Here is a 15,730-nt window from a genome sequence, read left to right as displayed (position 1 = left end):
CCTACGTACAAACGCTGAAGCTCGGCATCCACACAGCAGACACATCCTACTCCACCAACTCAACGTGTATGGACTCTGCGATCTTCTCGACCAGCGCAAAATCACCCAGACCAGCACTCATAGCAACATTTCCGCCGGTAGCCATTGCGCGCGTCAGAGCCTTCTCGACATCCGAAGGGTCATCGAGCCAAATCGACATGAAGCTCGCAAGCGTCGAATCGCCCGCACATGCCGTCGAAAGTACCTCTACCTGCGAGGCATTTGCGCGCCAAACGTGTTTGCCGTTAAAGAAGTACGCGCCTTCGCCACCCAGCGTGAGCAGGATGTTCTTTGCTCCACGCTCGTGAATCTTGTGGAGGGCGAGAAGAACGTCGGCCTCGTTATGGACGTTGACACCAAAAATCTCCGCTACTTCTTCATCGTTTGGCTTAATGAGCAGTGGTTTTTTCTCGACAAGTTCTGCAAGGTGTTTATGAGAGATATCTAGAACCAGCTCAGCACCACGCTCATGACAAAGATCAAAAAGTTCGTCGTAGAAAGTTTGATCCATCTCAAGGGAAAGCGAACCAGAGACCACCAGCACGTCCAGATTGGGAGCGTTGCACAGAAGCTCAAGCATCTCTTCTTGCTTGGAACGAACAACAGGAGCACCTGCATTAGGAAACTTGAGCTCGCCCTCTGGCGTGGTAACAAAGATGTTTACACGAGTAATACCATCAATCCACACAGGCTTAACCGGGCACATCTTAGATGCTTCTTCAACAATATAGTTGCCAGAGAAGCCACCAAAAAAGCCCAGGATGGTGGATTTAACGCCGTAGTGGGCAAGCGTAAACGAAACGTTCAGACCCTTGCCGTTTGGCGTATAAACAGCATCAGTTGTGCGGTTGACGTGCGTATAAGAAGGAACTCCCGAGTTGACATTCATGTCAATAGCGGGGTTAGTGGTAAGTGTGTAAATCATCAAAGCTCCCTCTAAAAACAAATATGGACCCGACAAAATCGCCGAGTCCATATTTTACTTCGATTATCTGAGTCTACGCCTGATCTGTACATAAAATCTAAGCTGAAACTCAAATGGTGCTAAGCGTGAAGCTTAATCTTCTCGATTGATTCTCGCGCTTAGTTCAAGCGCTTAGTCCTCGACAATCTTGTCGCCGTTCTTGCGGTACTCGTATGCTTTGAAAGCAACAAAGAGAATGCCACCAACAACAGCACCAATAAGAATAGCGAGAACCCACTTAAGGCCGCCATCAACAACTGGAAGAACCAAGAAACCACCGTGAGGTGCTGGATCGTGAACACCAAAGAGCAGGGTCAAAATGGAGCCGATGGAAGAACCGATCATCATAATAGGCATAACAGGCCAAATGTTCTTGGTCATGAATGGAATTGCGCCCTCGGTAATGTGGGTGCAGCCAAGAATGAAGTTGACCAAACCAGCGTTGAAATCGGGCTTAGTAAAGTACTTCTTACCAACGACAACAGCAAAGGTTGTAATCAGTGGAGGAACAATACACGCAGCGGAAACTGCAGCCATAAAGTTGGTACCAAACTCATAGGTTGGAGTACCAATGCCAGCATTGAGAGCCTCAGTCAGAAGTGCTGTACCGGTAACGTAAGCTGCCTTGTTGACTGGACCACCCATATCAAATGCGCACATGCAACCAATTGCAAGGCCGAGGACAATTGGGCCAGAAGCAGACAGACCGCGCAGGAAGTTCATCATGCCAGTGTTGATTGCTGCCATAGGACCAGAAATGCCCAGCATAACCAGGCCAACAATGGTGGTAGAAAGCAGAGGATACAGGAAAATTGCCTTCAAGCCATCAAGGTTCTTTGGAAGACCAGAAAGAAGCTTCTCAAGACCAACGATAACATAACCAGCAAGGAAGCCGCCGACGATGCCGCCCAGGAAGCCAAAGCCAACACCAGCGCCAACAGCATCAATCATGCCGGTATTAGGGTTGATTGGAAGACCTTGGATAGCAATCATACCTGCAACAAAACCAGGAACCAGGGCAGGACGCTTGCCAATAGACTCAGCAATGTAAGCAGAAAGGACTGGAACCATAAGGCCCATTGCAATGCCACCAATAATCTTGAGCATGGCAGCAAAGCTGTTGTAGTCAGCTTCAGTGGAGCTGAAGGAAGTGATGCCCCAGAGGAATGAAACTGCGGTCAAAACACCACCAGCAACAACAAAGACCAGCATGTGGCTAACGCCATTCATAAGGTGCTTGTAGATAGTGTGGCCTACAGACTCTTTCTCAATGGTACTTGAGACTGGGGCATCGTCTGCTTCTGCAAGCTCACCCTCAGGCTGAGCAACAAGTGCACGGTCAATGAGACCTTCCGCATCCTTAATAGCTGCTGTAACGCCAACATTTACCATTGGTTTTCCGGCAAAACGCTCAGCCTGAACGTCCTTATCGGCAGCAACAACTACTGCCTTGGCGTTCCTAATCTCAGCTGCGGTAAGCTCGTTCTCTACACCGACCTGACCGTGCGTCTCAACCTTAATGGTAAGACCTTTAGCTGCGGCGGCCTTCTCAAGGGCCTCCTTAGCCATAAAGGTGTGCGCGATACCGGTTGGACAACCAGTAGCAGCAACGATGTCATACTTTGACTCGTCAGCCACAGCACTCCCCTTTCATCCTAGTGTTCAGAATTGTTCTAAACACAACCAAAAAGCTGCTCAATATTAGCATTGAGCAGCTTAAATAACCATACTTTTACGTAAAATTCAGTCCACGAGTTATGTCTTATCCAGAAACATAAAGAGCACAGAAACTTTCAAACGTAGGTTGCGCTCATTAATCGTAGAGCATGCTCTTCTACTCTGCTTCCTCCTGGCCAAAGCGTTCTTTTCTAAGACGCAACGCCTCATATGCGCAACCATACATTGCAGCCTGATTACCCAAGCTAGCGGCCTCAATACGAGCGCCCTTGCTAACCGGTAGAGCATACTGCTCAAAGGTCTCGCGAAGCTCCAACGCAAATGTTGCAAACGAGCCTGCTACGCCACCGCCAATCAAAAACATAGCAGGATCAACCACGCACGAAACCTGCGCCATAGCAAGGCCAAGGTAGTGACACATCTTGTGGATAGCAAGGGTTGCGCACTCATCTCCTTGAGCATGGGCTCTAAACACGGACACGGTATCAGTCTCGTGCTCAATGTTCACAGGAACAACACCACGAGCGGCGCATTCCTCCAGGTACAAGCGAACAACTCCCTTAGCGGAAGCGTACTGCTCCAGGCAGCCATGACGACCGCAGCCACAAGTCAAAGTTTCTTCTGGCTCAACAATAATGTGGCCAATCTCGCCACCAGCGCCAAAAGCACCTGCAGCAAGCTTACCGTCTACTACAACGCCTGCGCCAACACCTGTTCCCAACGCAATCAGCACAAACGACGGCACGCCCACGGCAACGCCAGCCCACGCTTCGCCCAAAGCCGCGGCGTTTGCGTCATTAACAAACGCGATGGTTGCGTTTGGCAAGCACATATTAATTGCCTGTACCAATCCCTCAGGGTCAATGTCTACATTAGCGAGAAAACCGACGGTTCCATCATCTGCAACAGGACCTGGAATATCCAAACCACACGCAATAACATCATTGCGGCTTGCTTTTTGACCATGAACAATAAGCCTAATTGCATCGGTTACCGTCTGATAACCGTCCTCGTTATCAAGTGCAGGCGTCTTGACCTTCTGCTCAGAAAGCAGCTCTCCTTCTGTGGAGAAAAGTCCCAGTTTAATGGTGGTACCACCAACATCAATGCCCAATACGTATTCCATGAAACCCCCTAGTTACCGCGCTTAAGCGCGCCCTCAACAAGCTGTGCAAGAACGTCTTCAACAGCATATCCTGCAGCCTCAATTGCCATTGGAACAAGGGAGGTCTCAGTAAGTCCTGGGAATGTCTTCAAACCCATGACCATAACGTGATGTCCATCCCAAATAAAGTCAATACGAGCAAGATCTCTGCAGCCGTACGCGGTAAATACCTCAAGAGCCGCACGCTCAAGAGCCTCACGAGCAGCAACTGGATCTGCGCCAAGAGCCGCCAGAGACTCAGAACGAACTGGACAGAAATGCTCAATGCGCTCTGGATCAAGACGAGCGTCCGTGTCGTAAATGCCTTTAATCACCGAAATCTCTACAGGTGGCAGGGTTTTCTCGCCATCTGCATCAGAGAGCACGGTAACGCTTACTTCAACGCCATCAACCCACTGCTGAATAATGACGGAATCATCAAAGCCAAGTGCGCCGAGAAGCGCCTTACCAAGCTGGTCGGCGCTATCAACCTTAGAAAGACCCATAGCAGAACCACCATGAACTGGCTTGACCGCTAAGGGGAAACCAACTCCACCACCAAGACGCTCGGGGACCATGTCCAGAGCAGCTGCTGCCCCAAGGTCTTTGAATGCACTGGCGGTCAACACAATCTGAGGGGGCCAAATGACCTCGGATTCCTCCTTTGACCAGGCTTGACGCACAATAAATGGCATGTCTGCTTTATTCCACGCAGCCCTACACGACGCTGGCCTCGAGCCCACATACGGAATCTTGAGAAACTCCAAAAGTGCAGGTACCGCACCATCTTCTCCACCTGCACCATGAAGGCACACAAAGGCAACATCGGGCTTCTCGGCACGAAGGGTATCAACCAGATGAGCATCAGCATCAAGTGGCAAAACCTCATAACCGCACTTCTCTAAAGCCTCGGAGACAAGAGCCCCACTTTTTAGCGAGAAGTTCCTCTCAAATGAGGCTCCACCCATAATGACAGCAACTTTTGTAGCCATACTTAACACTCCCTTGCAGAAGAATAAGATTCGGAACGAGAAGACTCGGGCAGAGCTCCTGCCTCCAAGAATGCACGATACAACGCCATACGATCTTGGACGCACAAAGACAACCTACGGATTGCCTCACGAATGCGTTCCGGAGTTTCAAATGAGTAACACAGACGCATACTTGAGCTAATACGCTGGTCAGGATAGCAATAAACGCCAGGTACAAAGGCAACTCCTTCCTCAATGGCACGAGGAAGCAGCTGCTCAGTGTTAAGGTATGGCGGGAAGGTTACCCACAGGAACAGACCGCCCTCAGGCTTAGTCCAGGTAACATCTTGGGGAAAGAACTCCTCAAGAGCTGCCAGCATGGCATCTTTTCTCTCTTTATAGCGAGACTTGGAAACCTCAAGTGCTGCTTGCCAATCAACCTCATTAAAGTAGTGCTCAGCAAGGATCATATTAAAGGGGCTGGTACACAGGTCAGAACCAGACTTAGCAAGATTAATGCGCTCGAGGAAGTGACGAGGTGCAACCATCCATGCTAGACGCAGACCAGGGGCAAAAATCTTTGAAGTAGTCCCTAGGTAAATAACGTTTGAATCAAGCGACTTCAAACGTATCAAATCTTCTCCCTCAAAACGAATAAGACCATACGGATCATCTTCGACAACAGGAATATTGTACTGGTGGGCCAACTCAAGAAGGCGCAAGCGCCTTGGCATAGACATGGTGATACCAGCGGGATTATTAAAGTTAGGAATAACGTAGATAAACTTAGGCTTTCTACCTTGACTTGCAAGCTCTTTAAGCTTTGCCTCAAGCAAATCAGTTCTGATGCCCTCTTCGTCCATATCAATAGTATGAACGGAAGGCTCATACGCAGAAAATGCCTGGAATGCACCAAGATAACTTGGACCCTCACAGATAATATCGTCACCCGGATTAAGAAAAACACGACCCAAGAAATCAAGCGCCTGCTGAGAACCAGAAGTCAAAATCATCTCATCAGGGTCAGCTTCAATACCCTGAACAGCTAAAATCTTGCAGATGGTCTTTCTGCACTCAATACGGCCATCAGAGTTACCGTACTGAAGAGACCTGAGTCCCTCAACAGCAACGCAGCGTCGAGCGCACTCTGCAACCTGATCAAGCGGCAGCGAAGAAATGTCCGGCAGGCCACCAGACAGCGCAATAACGCCTGGACGAGACAGAGCCGCAAACAAATCTCGTACTTCGCTCTTTCGCATGGTTTGAACGCGATCTGCATACAGATCACCCCATTGATCAAACGAGATTCTGCTGTCATCCATAGAACTCATACTCCTTACAAGCCATCTTTAGACAAAATTGTGCCGAAAAGATGTACTTATTGTTTTAGGACGTAGTCTTTTTAGTATCGCTCAAATATCAATAAATTACAGGGTAAAATATGGCGCATACGCTAAACGGTTTCTGTTGACCGGTAAAATAACTGGTCGCACCTATTTTTGTAGAGAGGATTTTTATGGACAGCGCAAATAACACTGTTGAATTAAACGCAGCGCTTTCAAATCCCCGCGATGATATCGCTAAACTTGATGAGCTTGAGAAAAAGCTTTTTGCTCTCAACTACGCAGCTAATGAGATTGGCTCTTTTGGACCATGTATTGACCCAAAAAAAGCTGCTGAAGAGCGTGGAGAAGCTCTGGCAATCTTAGGCGAACAGATCCAGGAGACCCTCTGTGATCCCGCTGTTGGTGCACTTCTTGATAGACTTCACGGGAACCGCGCTCTGCTTGATGAGACTCATCGTGCACAAGTAAAAATTCTACGCCGTGACAGAAGCCAACTGGTAGATGTACCTGTTGAACTTCAAAGTAACTTTGTTCGTCTAACTACAGAAGCTAACGAGGTCTGGGAGCAGGCAAAGAACAATGATGACTGGTCACTCTTTGAACCAAAACTGGATAGCTTAATTGAGCTCCGCAAAGAAATGTGCCAGGCACGCGATGCTTCAAAAGATCCATACGATCTCTTGCTCAGCGATTTTGAGCACGATACCAACAGAGAGTTTTACAACACTTTCTTCAATAATGTTAAAGAAGTAGTAGTACCACTTGTTGCCGATTGCATGGCTTCTAAGCGTCAGCCAAGCACCAAACCTCTTGAGGGCAAGTTTGACGTCAATCGTCAGTGGGACCTTGCAAAAGACCTGGTAAAACTCCAGGGTCTTGACGAGGATGCCTACTGGCTTGGCAAAACCGAGCATCCTTATACAGGAGGTCCTGGTATTGGCTTTGTTATGGTTGCAAGTCATGCTTACGAGAATAACGTTCTCTCCAATGTCTATTCCATGCTGCACGAGAACGGTCATGCCCTTTACGAACAAGGTATTAACTGGGAGTACCGTTTTACCTCTCTGAGCACCGGCACTTCCATGGGCATGCACGAGTCTCAATCTAGATTCTTTGAGAACTACGTCGGCCTTTCTGAGGCATTTGCCGAACCACTGATTCAGCTTATGCGTAAGCACTTCCCTGGTCAGCTTAATCGTGTCACTGCCTTCCAGCTTTTCTCGGCAGCTAACAAGGTGCAGCCAAGTCTCATTCGTACTGAAGCAGACGAACTCACCTATCCTCTGCACATCCTTATCCGTTATGAGATGGAGCAAGCACTCCTATCTGGCGAAATTACCGCAAAAGATGTCCCAACGCTTTGGGCCGAGAAGTACAAGCAGTACCTGGGTGTTACGGTTTCAAACAACACCGAAGGTGCTCTTCAGGATGTTCACTGGTCATGGGGTGAGTTTGGATACTTCCCAACCTATGCACTTGGCAGCGCTTATGGTGCACAATACAAACACGCTATGATTGCTGAAGGCATGGATTTTGATGCCGTCTGCGCATCTGGAGACCTTACTCCTATCAGAGAGTGGTTAGGTAGTCGTATTTGGACCTGGGGTCGCGCAAAGGACTCCAAGGAACTCATCTTAGACGCATGCGGTGAACCTTTTGACGTCCACTACTACACAGAATATCTGACTGACAAATATTCTCGCATTTATGGTCTAACCAGTGCATAAGCGCTAGTTTAAAACGCAAGTAGAAATATCTATCCTCTGCTAATTAAACGAAAGGGATAACATGAAAAAGTTTTTAGAAGAGTTTAAAGAATTTATCCAGCAGGGCAATGTCATGGATATGGCTATTGGTATCATCATTGGTGGAGCATTTACCGCTATTGTTACCTCCCTTGTCAATGACATCATCAACCCATTCATTAAGTTAATCTCTGGTGGCGGTACTGAGGTTTCTGGTCTTTCTATTCCAGTTCCTGGCACCCAGAACGGCATTGACTTTGGTGCGTTCATCAGCGCAATCATCAACTTCCTGATTATTGCATTCATTGTCTTCTGCATGGTTAAAGCCCTCAACAAGTTCATGAAAGCTTCCAAGCTTGAGAAAGATAAAGAAGAGGCTGTTGAAGAGGTTGCAGCTCCACACTGCCCACATTGCCTCGAAGAGGTTAAGGAAGGCGCAACTCGCTGCCCACACTGCACTGGTGAGATTGAGGGCGGCGCACACGCTGCGTAAGTTTTAACACTAAGTTTTACATTACTCGTTCTTTTACACATGTAAAAGTTGGGCAAGAAAAAAGCAGGCATATCATATGCCTGCTTTTTTGTATCAGTAAAAATGCCTGAAAAAAGCTGTGGTTATTTCTTGCCAGATCCCCCGTTGCCACTGTCACCATTTCCTGACGAACTGTCACCATTTCCTGATGAGCCATCACCAGAACCAGAAGTAGGTGTTACTAACTTAAAACCACCTTTGCCATCTGGTTGCCATGGGAACTGAGCCTTTGGCGCATACTCATATTTGCTCCAATCATCCTCACGATGATTAAGACGAGCAAACTTAAGGGTGTATTTAGGGACATCAATGCAGACAAGCTTCTTATTATCCTCGGTAGTATACAGAATTGACTTAGAAAGTTCCTCGGTTGCTGAAATACCCATAGCAAGAATAGGGAAAGAAAGACCATCTGAAGAAGGCTGTTCTGCAACAATCTGAATAGGAATAACACTACCATCTGGATAAAACAGTGCAGCATTTCCATCCTTGTGAGCAGAAAAGGTGTAGCCTGCTCCTGAACCTTTATTCATAGACTCAATCTGATCACTGGTCAGATCATCTTTAGAACCATCGGCATAATGCAGACCAAAAAGATAATAAGTACCTGGAACTGTAGCAGCAAAATTGACTACCTTGCCATCAAGGTAGGCAATCTGTGAGGTATCATCAGGATTGTCAGAAAGCTTTTTGCAGGTAAAGGTAATCTCACTATTAGTATCACTGAACTTCAAATAATTGTTGTCATCCTTATCAAAAATCATTGAAGCAGAGTCATCTTTATAATCGCATTGGATGGTGTTATCTCCCTTTACGGTCCATTTACCGTCAGTCTTTACACCCTTAAAATTGTGCATATAGAAGGTGCCATCTGCTTTGAAGGAATAATTAAGAACGGTTCCATCGTTATAGCCCTGATTAAGCATGCCACTATGGTCAAAGGTCTTTCCATCCATCTTGCCGCCTTTAATTCCAACGCCATAGTCAACACACCAAACACCAGTAATTATTTTAGTAAGATCGCCGGTTAATGTTGGATTATCTGGAATCTCTTCAAGCTTAGTAAGGTTCGACTTAGAGGTGTCACCACCTTGATCGCCATTTTGGGGGTTTGCCTGATCAGTTCCACCAAGAACAGAATCTGGATTTAAGAATGCCTGTATAACATCGTTATTGCATGCAGCAAGCGTGCTAGCAACGCCTCCTGCAGCCAATCCTGCAAAAGCACGACGACTCATTATTTCTTTGTTCATACGTTCCTCCTATAAGCGTATGAAAGGCTCAACTTCTTATATTCTACTTCAAAGGTATCAAATGTTATAAAAACTAAAACATTTGTCTCAAAGAGCTGTGCTCCTTGGTTGAGGAAGATGAGACACAATCAAAGTCATGGTACCTACAAAATGAAGGTCACCAGAAAGTGCAGGAGCAATAAAATGCGAGCCTTTATAAAGCTTATGCTCACATCCCTTACCACCATCAGCACAAACTGTTCCTTCTCCCTCAATAACGCTTACGCACATAAACGGCCAAGGCTGAGCAATAGTTTTTATCTTTTGAATCTCATATTTTTCTACCGAGAAATACTTACAGCTCATAAGCTCAGTTTTGCCATCAATTTCTGGAGCAGTAATTGCTCCGGATGTCGGGGCTTCCTGTGCGTAATCAATAACCTCAAGACTCTGTGCCAAATGCAAATCACGAGGCTTACCATCATCACCTAAACGATCATAGTCATACACACGATACGTAATATCTGAACTTTGCTGCGTTTCAAGAATCAACGTACCTGTTCTGATGGCATGTACCGTACCAGGATCAATCCTAAAGAAATCTCCAGGCTTGATTGGCACGTAATTTAGCAGCTGACTCCACTTACCCTGTTTAACTAGCTCAGCAAACTCTTCTTTTGATGAAGCATTTTGGCCAACAACAATATCGCCATTCTGTTTTGCCTCCAAAATGTACCAGCATTCAGACTTACCTAGCGAGCCATTCTCATGCTCTGCAGCATATTCATCATCTGGATGTACCTGAACAGAAAGGTCATCTTTTGCATCAAGAATTTTAATGAGAAGTGGAAAACGGTCTCCTTCTGCATTACCAAAAAGCTCACGATGAGTTTCCCAAAGCTTAGAAAGGGTCTTTCCAGCATATGCACCAGATGCAACTTCACAGTCTCCATTAGGATGCGCGCTAATTGCCCAGCACTCGCCTACTGAACCCTCAGGAATGTCATAGCCATACTCTTCAGCAAGCCTTCTTCCGCCCCAAATCTTATTGTGAAAAAGGGGTTTTAAAAAAATAAGGTCGTTATATAAGCTGTCTGTATTCTTGTCTAAATCCAGCATCGTAGCTCCTTATATTTAGTGCATACATGCTTCTTTGATGCATCACAACTCTATAGTCTAACGGATTCTAACTGCTTAAACATCAACTCATTTAGCCACTATTTATCAAGATTTCTTGTTAATAAAAAAGGCTCAGCCAAAAAGCTGAGCCTTTACAGTCAACGAACTAAGAAAAACTTAGTACATAACGTCGAAGGAATCCATGCTGTAATCAGAACCATAAAGAGCATAGATGGTACCGCGAAGAGTTGTAGACGAATCAAGCTTTACGCCTGGATCAAAGAATGCGAAGCCCTTGGTAGTGGTATTAGGAGCTGCGTTAATAAACATGCTAAGCTCATTCTTACCAATAGTGGTATCGTGTGCCTGGATGAAGATGTTTGAATCGGTCTTGTTGACAACCTCTACCAGATAGCCATTAGAGTTCTCATAGTCGACGCCAATACCCGTAACGGTAACGGTAATCTTGTCGGTATCAATAAGAACCTCAGTCTTATCGTCAGTCTTTTTAACATCATCAACGTACTTCTGAACGTTAGCAATCATCTCATCAGTGTTATGCTTGTCCATCAGAGAATTATAGAGATCCTTGGAGTCAGAGTCACCAGCACGGGAATCTGAAGGCTTGGTTGCAGTATTTGCATCAGGTTTAGTCTGCTGCTGTTGCTGCTGATCACCAGTTGTAGTTCCTGTATCAGAAAGGTTAGGAATAAGATTACTGCAGCCTGCAAGAGCAAAAACAACGGAAGCGGAAACTGCTACGAGGCCGAGCTTATTAAACTTCATAAAGGTCTCCTTTGGGTTTTTATTTACCTTTATTGAGAATAGCCGAATTAAATAGATTTTGTCAATTTTTATGCACAGATGAGCACTTAATGTTCATCAACTAAGGCCTTAATGCCACCTTGTGTGAACATTACTGCTGAATTAATGTGACCATCAGCCTCTTCACGAGTCTCATCATTTTTAAGAATATTGACAATAGTGGTCATCTCAGTTTGTGCAAGCCACGTAATAATGAACTCATCATAGGGCTTAACCTGCGCAACATTAGGATAAAGAATAGCTCTAATTGTTGAAGAAATGACCTCGGTCAATTCTTCAAAGAAACGAACAACATGTTGATTTTCTCGGTTGTTCACAAGAATCCGCACCACGTACCTATTGCCGTATAAAAGGTCTAAAAATTTATCAAGAGTTTCTTTATCGCCCAAAGGAGTATCTTCAAGATTTCTTTCACCAGAAACCAGCAGATGATTTTTGTAATCCTCTAGAATCCGAACTGCACCTTCAGTTATAGGAATCAAAACATTTTTAAAGAGATCCTCTTTATTATCAAAGAAGAAATAGAGAGCGCCTGTAGTAACGCCTGCATGTGCACAAATCTGCCTAAGTGAAGCTTTGTCGTATCCCTGTAAAGCAAACTCTTGCTCTGCAGATTTAAGAAGTCTGTAACGTGTGTCACAACTTTCTGTTTGTGGTCGCCTCGACATTGCTGCCGCTCCTTTATAAATGTTTTAAATCCCCTTGTAATAAGGAGATTCCCCCCAAATCAATACTACCTTGTTTTAAGGAAAACATATAACAGAAAGTTAACTAATTATGCAAAAATCTATAAGCGTTACATAACAAATTTTGTAATATTTACTTAATTCTTTGATATCAATAACCGAGAAACACGTCAAAAGCATAATAAAACCCTGCTATATTACATAACAGGGTTTTTAAGACATGCCGTTAACCCAAATCATCCTTGCGCTTAATAAACTCTCCACAAATATATGACTTTCTCAGATACTCACGATTAAACGGATCTTTAACTGGAACAAAATCCTCTGGAGACTTAGCAAAGTGCATGGCAAAAAGCTCATGAATATGTGGATCAGCCAGCAAATAGCCGCGCGAGCAGTACGCCTGATACATCTGGGCGTCCTCGTTAAACTTGAACGAACTAAAAGCGCAATCTGAACAGTGTAGTCCAGCCATCTTGCACATCTCCTACTCTTCAGATAGCCCTATGCAATCTGAACAACGCTGAATCATACGCGTATACAGCAAGTATGGCATTGTAAACAATAAAAATAGCCAAAAATACTTATTCGATGCCAAGAATTTCCGGGAGCGTGTAATCTGAACCGTTCCCCGAAGGAGCAACAGGTTGGAGGTATTCTCTATTGTTATTTCCGTCATGCATAACAGTAGGATTTGGAAGATTAATACCTTCAGCTAAATTCTTCTTCTGCGACTCAGAAAGTTCTACGCCAGCATCAACAAGATCTTTAAGATGCTCAACCCAAAGCTGATCAAGACTTAAAGAGAAGAAGTCAGCAATAACTTTTGCTTTATCAAATGAAGGCCACTTACGGCGCTCGGTGCAAATATAAGAAACATACGCACGCGACCAATGTGAGAATTCGCACAGGTCTACCTGGCGCTTGCCACTTTCTTGCAACAACCTTGCTACTGTCCTACCCAAACCTGGGTCAGTCTTTTTGGTAACACCTGCCTTAGCCATCTCACAGCCCCATCTGCTCAAACGATGTCTGAAAAACACGCGTATGTTTTATGCATAGTCTCGTGTTGTTACCGTATGATACTACACTAAAATATCTTTAGATACAATTTGTTATGTTGTTTTACAAGCAAAACTTTAAGAAAATCGCATACCTGTTACGTAAACAAAAATATAAGTAACCCTACTGTTTGTGATTGCTTAACAATACAAAAGATATACAAAAATCTATTCATCTATGCAAGATAATGTATCAGCAGTTTTCTGCTGCGATAAAGAGATATTGCATCATCTTGTTGTTTGATTTTTAGATGATCATCGTAACTGATTTCTGGTCAAATATAAAACCGCAGGAAAATAGCTCAATTCCCGTATTATTACTTTTAAATACTCAAATAACGGGTATATCAAAGACAGAGCGTATAGCTCTAAATGGTTGCCATGAGGCAGGTACGACATGTGTGCGACCACGTTAAAAGTCGTCCTGCCTCCATGGCATACGTTGCCTCGCATAACGAGAAATCTAAATGATCGGGGCCATTTAGCAATGAAATTGAGTGTTGGGGGAACTCAATCTCTCAATGCAACGTGTAAACTATTGATAGCAGAAAAAACTTTTTATATATTCGGGAATTAGAAGATTTTTTAAATTCATATAACACTTCCCGATTTTAGCGTAAAAATAGCGCAAGTGCCACACCAATAGTAAGAAATGGTGCAAAAGGAAATGTATACATAAGTATATTGTTTGAACTGGTATTTTCTTGACTATTTTTGTGTCTTCTCTTTGAAAAATTGCTCCATATTGTAAACAGAAAAGAAAACATAACACCTAAAATATTTGCCAAAAATAAAAAGACAAATGTCTCTTTTATTTCAAGATAAAGACATGTTGAGAGAATAAGCTTAATATCTCCTCCTCCTATAGAAGACATATGACCTATAAATTTGGTAACTATGCTTACCAGAATCAATACGCATATAACAAAGAGTTCACTCCATAGACTGCTCATAATCATCTCGGCTCGATTCTTATTTACCGCTAACCAAATGGGCCATAGGAAAACAAGCATGATAGGGATTCTATTTGGAATAGTACGATCTCGCATATCCGATATTGAAGCACAGATATACATCACGAGAATAACAAACTCTTTCATAAACACCTCCTTACTCAACCCTATCAATGTGTACAAAAAATAACTCTTAACACATGTGCCGTTATTTAACTTATTGATGAAACAATCTGATTATCCAAGGTTCTTTTCGCTGCTCTTAGTTTTGGAGAATCTTTTTTAAACCTCCAGGATTTTCTCGTGACAAAAATTGGAAAGCCGTGAATGGTACACTTAGCATCTAGTTTTTAGAAAGGTTTTTTATGCCGAGCTCTTCATATAAATCAAAACAAATGATTGTCATTCGTCGCGATCTCAAGATGCGTAAAGGAAAAATTGCTGCCCAGGCAAGCCATGCGTGTGTTGAAGCTACGCTAATGGCGCTTGCAAAAGAGCATCGACTTAATCAAGTTCGTGTCGCAGATGATCAGAATTGGGTCTATTTAGACCATGCTGATGAAGATACCTCTGCAATCACCAACTGGTTTGATGCTGGTGTAGCAAAGGTATGTGTTTACGTTGATTCTGAAGAAGAGTTGCTTGAGCTTGCCGCTGAAGGAAAAGCTCGTGGTTTTGTAGTGGCTCTTATTAGAGATGCTGGCTTTACCGAGTTCCATGGAGAGCCAACGTTTACCTGTCTTGCTTTTGAACCGCTTGCTGCAGAAGATATTGATCCGTTAACTGGCGAGTTACCCCTGTACTAGTGCACAGCGTAAGCACTCTTTTAGAGCGTTTCTAAGTGCGTTCTTAATATGTTTATAAGTACCTTTACAGTGGATCAAAATCTACATCAAAAAGATATGGCTCATGACCTCGTCAAAGATAGTGGTAACTACAAACATACCAATTGAGGCATAGAGAATTGCAGCCTGCCAAGATAAGTGATTGGTCTCAATGTTTGAAATACGAGGATCAAGCTTTCCTTCTTTAAGGCTGATAGGATCATCAATATCGCGAGTAAAGCCTATCTGACGATCCTCGTACTCTTTTCCACTAAAGAGCAAGCCAACGCCACAGGCAATAATTCCCAGCGAAGAAATGACATACATGACGCGACGTACCCAGTCTATTCCCGTAAACATGTCCATACCGCTAGTGAAGTAGGCAAATGCAAAGATAACAGCACTCATTCCTGCCGCAGCAAGACAACCATAACCAAATGCACGCAAGGCGCTCAGGGCCAACTCTTTGAACTTCTCGCCACGAAAAGGTGTTTGCGAAAACTTGCTATCCATACACAACTCCTTGGTTGTTTATTTGTTTTCTGTATAGCTTATAGCGTATAAGAACTCTTCGCTTGATGATACAATTTCTACAGTAAATCTTGGCAGGAG

The 15,730-nt window shown here is 44.3% G+C and carries 16 protein-coding genes; 3 read left to right on the top strand and 13 right to left on the bottom strand.

What is annotated here, in order from left to right:
* Positions 1-46: 46 nt before the first annotated feature.
* The 5 genes from APAR_RS01665 to APAR_RS01645 all read right to left on the bottom strand — a co-directional run bounded on the left by APAR_RS01665 (position 47) and on the right by APAR_RS01645 (position 6,117).
* Positions 47-964 carry a 1-phosphofructokinase family hexose kinase gene (locus APAR_RS01665; RefSeq protein WP_012808411.1) on the bottom strand — a complete coding sequence of 306 codons (918 nt, stop codon included), beginning with the start codon at positions 962-964 and terminating at the stop codon, positions 47-49.
* Positions 965-1,135: 171 nt separating this feature from the next.
* Positions 1,136-2,641 (bottom strand): PTS fructose transporter subunit IIC, encoded by a 1,506-nt coding sequence (locus APAR_RS01660; protein WP_012808410.1) that lies wholly within the window; start codon positions 2,639-2,641, stop codon positions 1,136-1,138.
* A 196-nt stretch (positions 2,642-2,837) separates the two neighbouring features.
* Positions 2,838-3,806: an ROK family protein gene (locus APAR_RS01655; protein ID WP_012808409.1), complete on the bottom strand. Its 969-nt coding sequence runs from the start codon at positions 3,804-3,806 to the stop codon at positions 2,838-2,840.
* An 8-nt stretch (positions 3,807-3,814) separates the two neighbouring features.
* Positions 3,815-4,816, bottom strand: a complete 1,002-nt coding sequence (locus APAR_RS01650; RefSeq protein ID WP_012808408.1) for a D-alanine--D-alanine ligase family protein — start codon at positions 4,814-4,816, stop codon at positions 3,815-3,817.
* Positions 4,817-4,818: 2 nt separating this feature from the next.
* Entirely contained in the window at positions 4,819-6,117 is a 1,299-nt protein-coding gene (locus APAR_RS01645) for an aminotransferase-like domain-containing protein (RefSeq protein WP_012808407.1), read from the bottom strand.
* A 194-nt stretch (positions 6,118-6,311) separates the two neighbouring features.
* Here APAR_RS01645 and APAR_RS01640 point away from each other — a divergent pair, with 194 nt between their 5' ends.
* Positions 6,312-7,868, top strand: a complete 1,557-nt coding sequence (locus tag APAR_RS01640; protein ID WP_012808406.1) for a carboxypeptidase M32 — start codon at positions 6,312-6,314, stop codon at positions 7,866-7,868.
* A gap of 61 nt (positions 7,869-7,929) precedes the next feature.
* Positions 7,930-8,379: a large conductance mechanosensitive channel protein MscL gene (gene mscL / locus APAR_RS01635; protein ID WP_012808405.1), complete on the top strand. Its 450-nt coding sequence runs from the start codon at positions 7,930-7,932 to the stop codon at positions 8,377-8,379.
* Between the two features lie 122 nt (positions 8,380-8,501).
* Here the strand turns inward: mscL and APAR_RS07350 are convergent, their stop codons facing one another.
* The 7 genes from APAR_RS07350 to APAR_RS01600 all read right to left on the bottom strand — a co-directional run bounded on the left by APAR_RS07350 (position 8,502) and on the right by APAR_RS01600 (position 14,441).
* Positions 8,502-9,671 (bottom strand): hypothetical protein, encoded by a 1,170-nt coding sequence (locus APAR_RS07350; RefSeq protein WP_012808404.1) that lies wholly within the window; start codon positions 9,669-9,671, stop codon positions 8,502-8,504.
* An 87-nt stretch (positions 9,672-9,758) separates the two neighbouring features.
* The gene (locus tag APAR_RS01625) at positions 9,759-10,769 is read right to left on the bottom strand and encodes a type I phosphomannose isomerase catalytic subunit (RefSeq protein WP_012808403.1); all 1,011 of its coding nucleotides are present in this window, start codon (positions 10,767-10,769) and stop codon (positions 9,759-9,761) included.
* Positions 10,770-10,946: 177 nt separating this feature from the next.
* Positions 10,947-11,555, bottom strand: a complete 609-nt coding sequence (locus tag APAR_RS01620; protein ID WP_012808402.1) for a hypothetical protein — start codon at positions 11,553-11,555, stop codon at positions 10,947-10,949.
* Positions 11,556-11,641: 86 nt separating this feature from the next.
* Positions 11,642-12,262, bottom strand: a complete 621-nt coding sequence (locus APAR_RS01615) for a TetR/AcrR family transcriptional regulator (protein ID WP_012808401.1) — start codon at positions 12,260-12,262, stop codon at positions 11,642-11,644.
* Positions 12,263-12,506: 244 nt separating this feature from the next.
* Positions 12,507-12,755, bottom strand: a complete 249-nt coding sequence (locus tag APAR_RS01610; protein ID WP_012808400.1) for a hypothetical protein — start codon at positions 12,753-12,755, stop codon at positions 12,507-12,509.
* A gap of 109 nt (positions 12,756-12,864) precedes the next feature.
* Complete coding sequence (locus tag APAR_RS07440) at positions 12,865-13,284, bottom strand: helix-turn-helix domain-containing protein (protein WP_012808399.1); 420 nt, start codon at positions 13,282-13,284, stop codon at positions 12,865-12,867.
* Between the two features lie 668 nt (positions 13,285-13,952).
* Complete coding sequence (locus APAR_RS01600) at positions 13,953-14,441, bottom strand: prepilin peptidase (protein WP_012808398.1); 489 nt, start codon at positions 14,439-14,441, stop codon at positions 13,953-13,955.
* 218 nt (positions 14,442-14,659) lie between these two features.
* On the opposite strand from APAR_RS01600, the gene pth2 reads away from it, so the two are divergent.
* Entirely contained in the window at positions 14,660-15,100 is a 441-nt protein-coding gene (pth2, locus tag APAR_RS01595) for an aminoacyl-tRNA hydrolase (RefSeq protein WP_012808397.1), read from the top strand.
* 81 nt (positions 15,101-15,181) lie between these two features.
* On the opposite strand, the gene APAR_RS01590 is transcribed toward pth2, so the two are convergent.
* Complete coding sequence (locus APAR_RS01590; RefSeq protein WP_012808396.1) at positions 15,182-15,631, bottom strand: hypothetical protein; 450 nt, start codon at positions 15,629-15,631, stop codon at positions 15,182-15,184.
* Between the last annotated feature and the right edge of the window lie 99 nt (positions 15,632-15,730).

The sequence above is a fragment of the Lancefieldella parvula DSM 20469 genome, assembly GCF_000024225.1.
Classification (GTDB): domain Bacteria; phylum Actinomycetota; class Coriobacteriia; order Coriobacteriales; family Atopobiaceae; genus Lancefieldella; species Lancefieldella parvula.
Note: the sequence above shows the minus strand (reverse complement) of the source record. Positions and strands in the feature narration are given on the sequence as shown.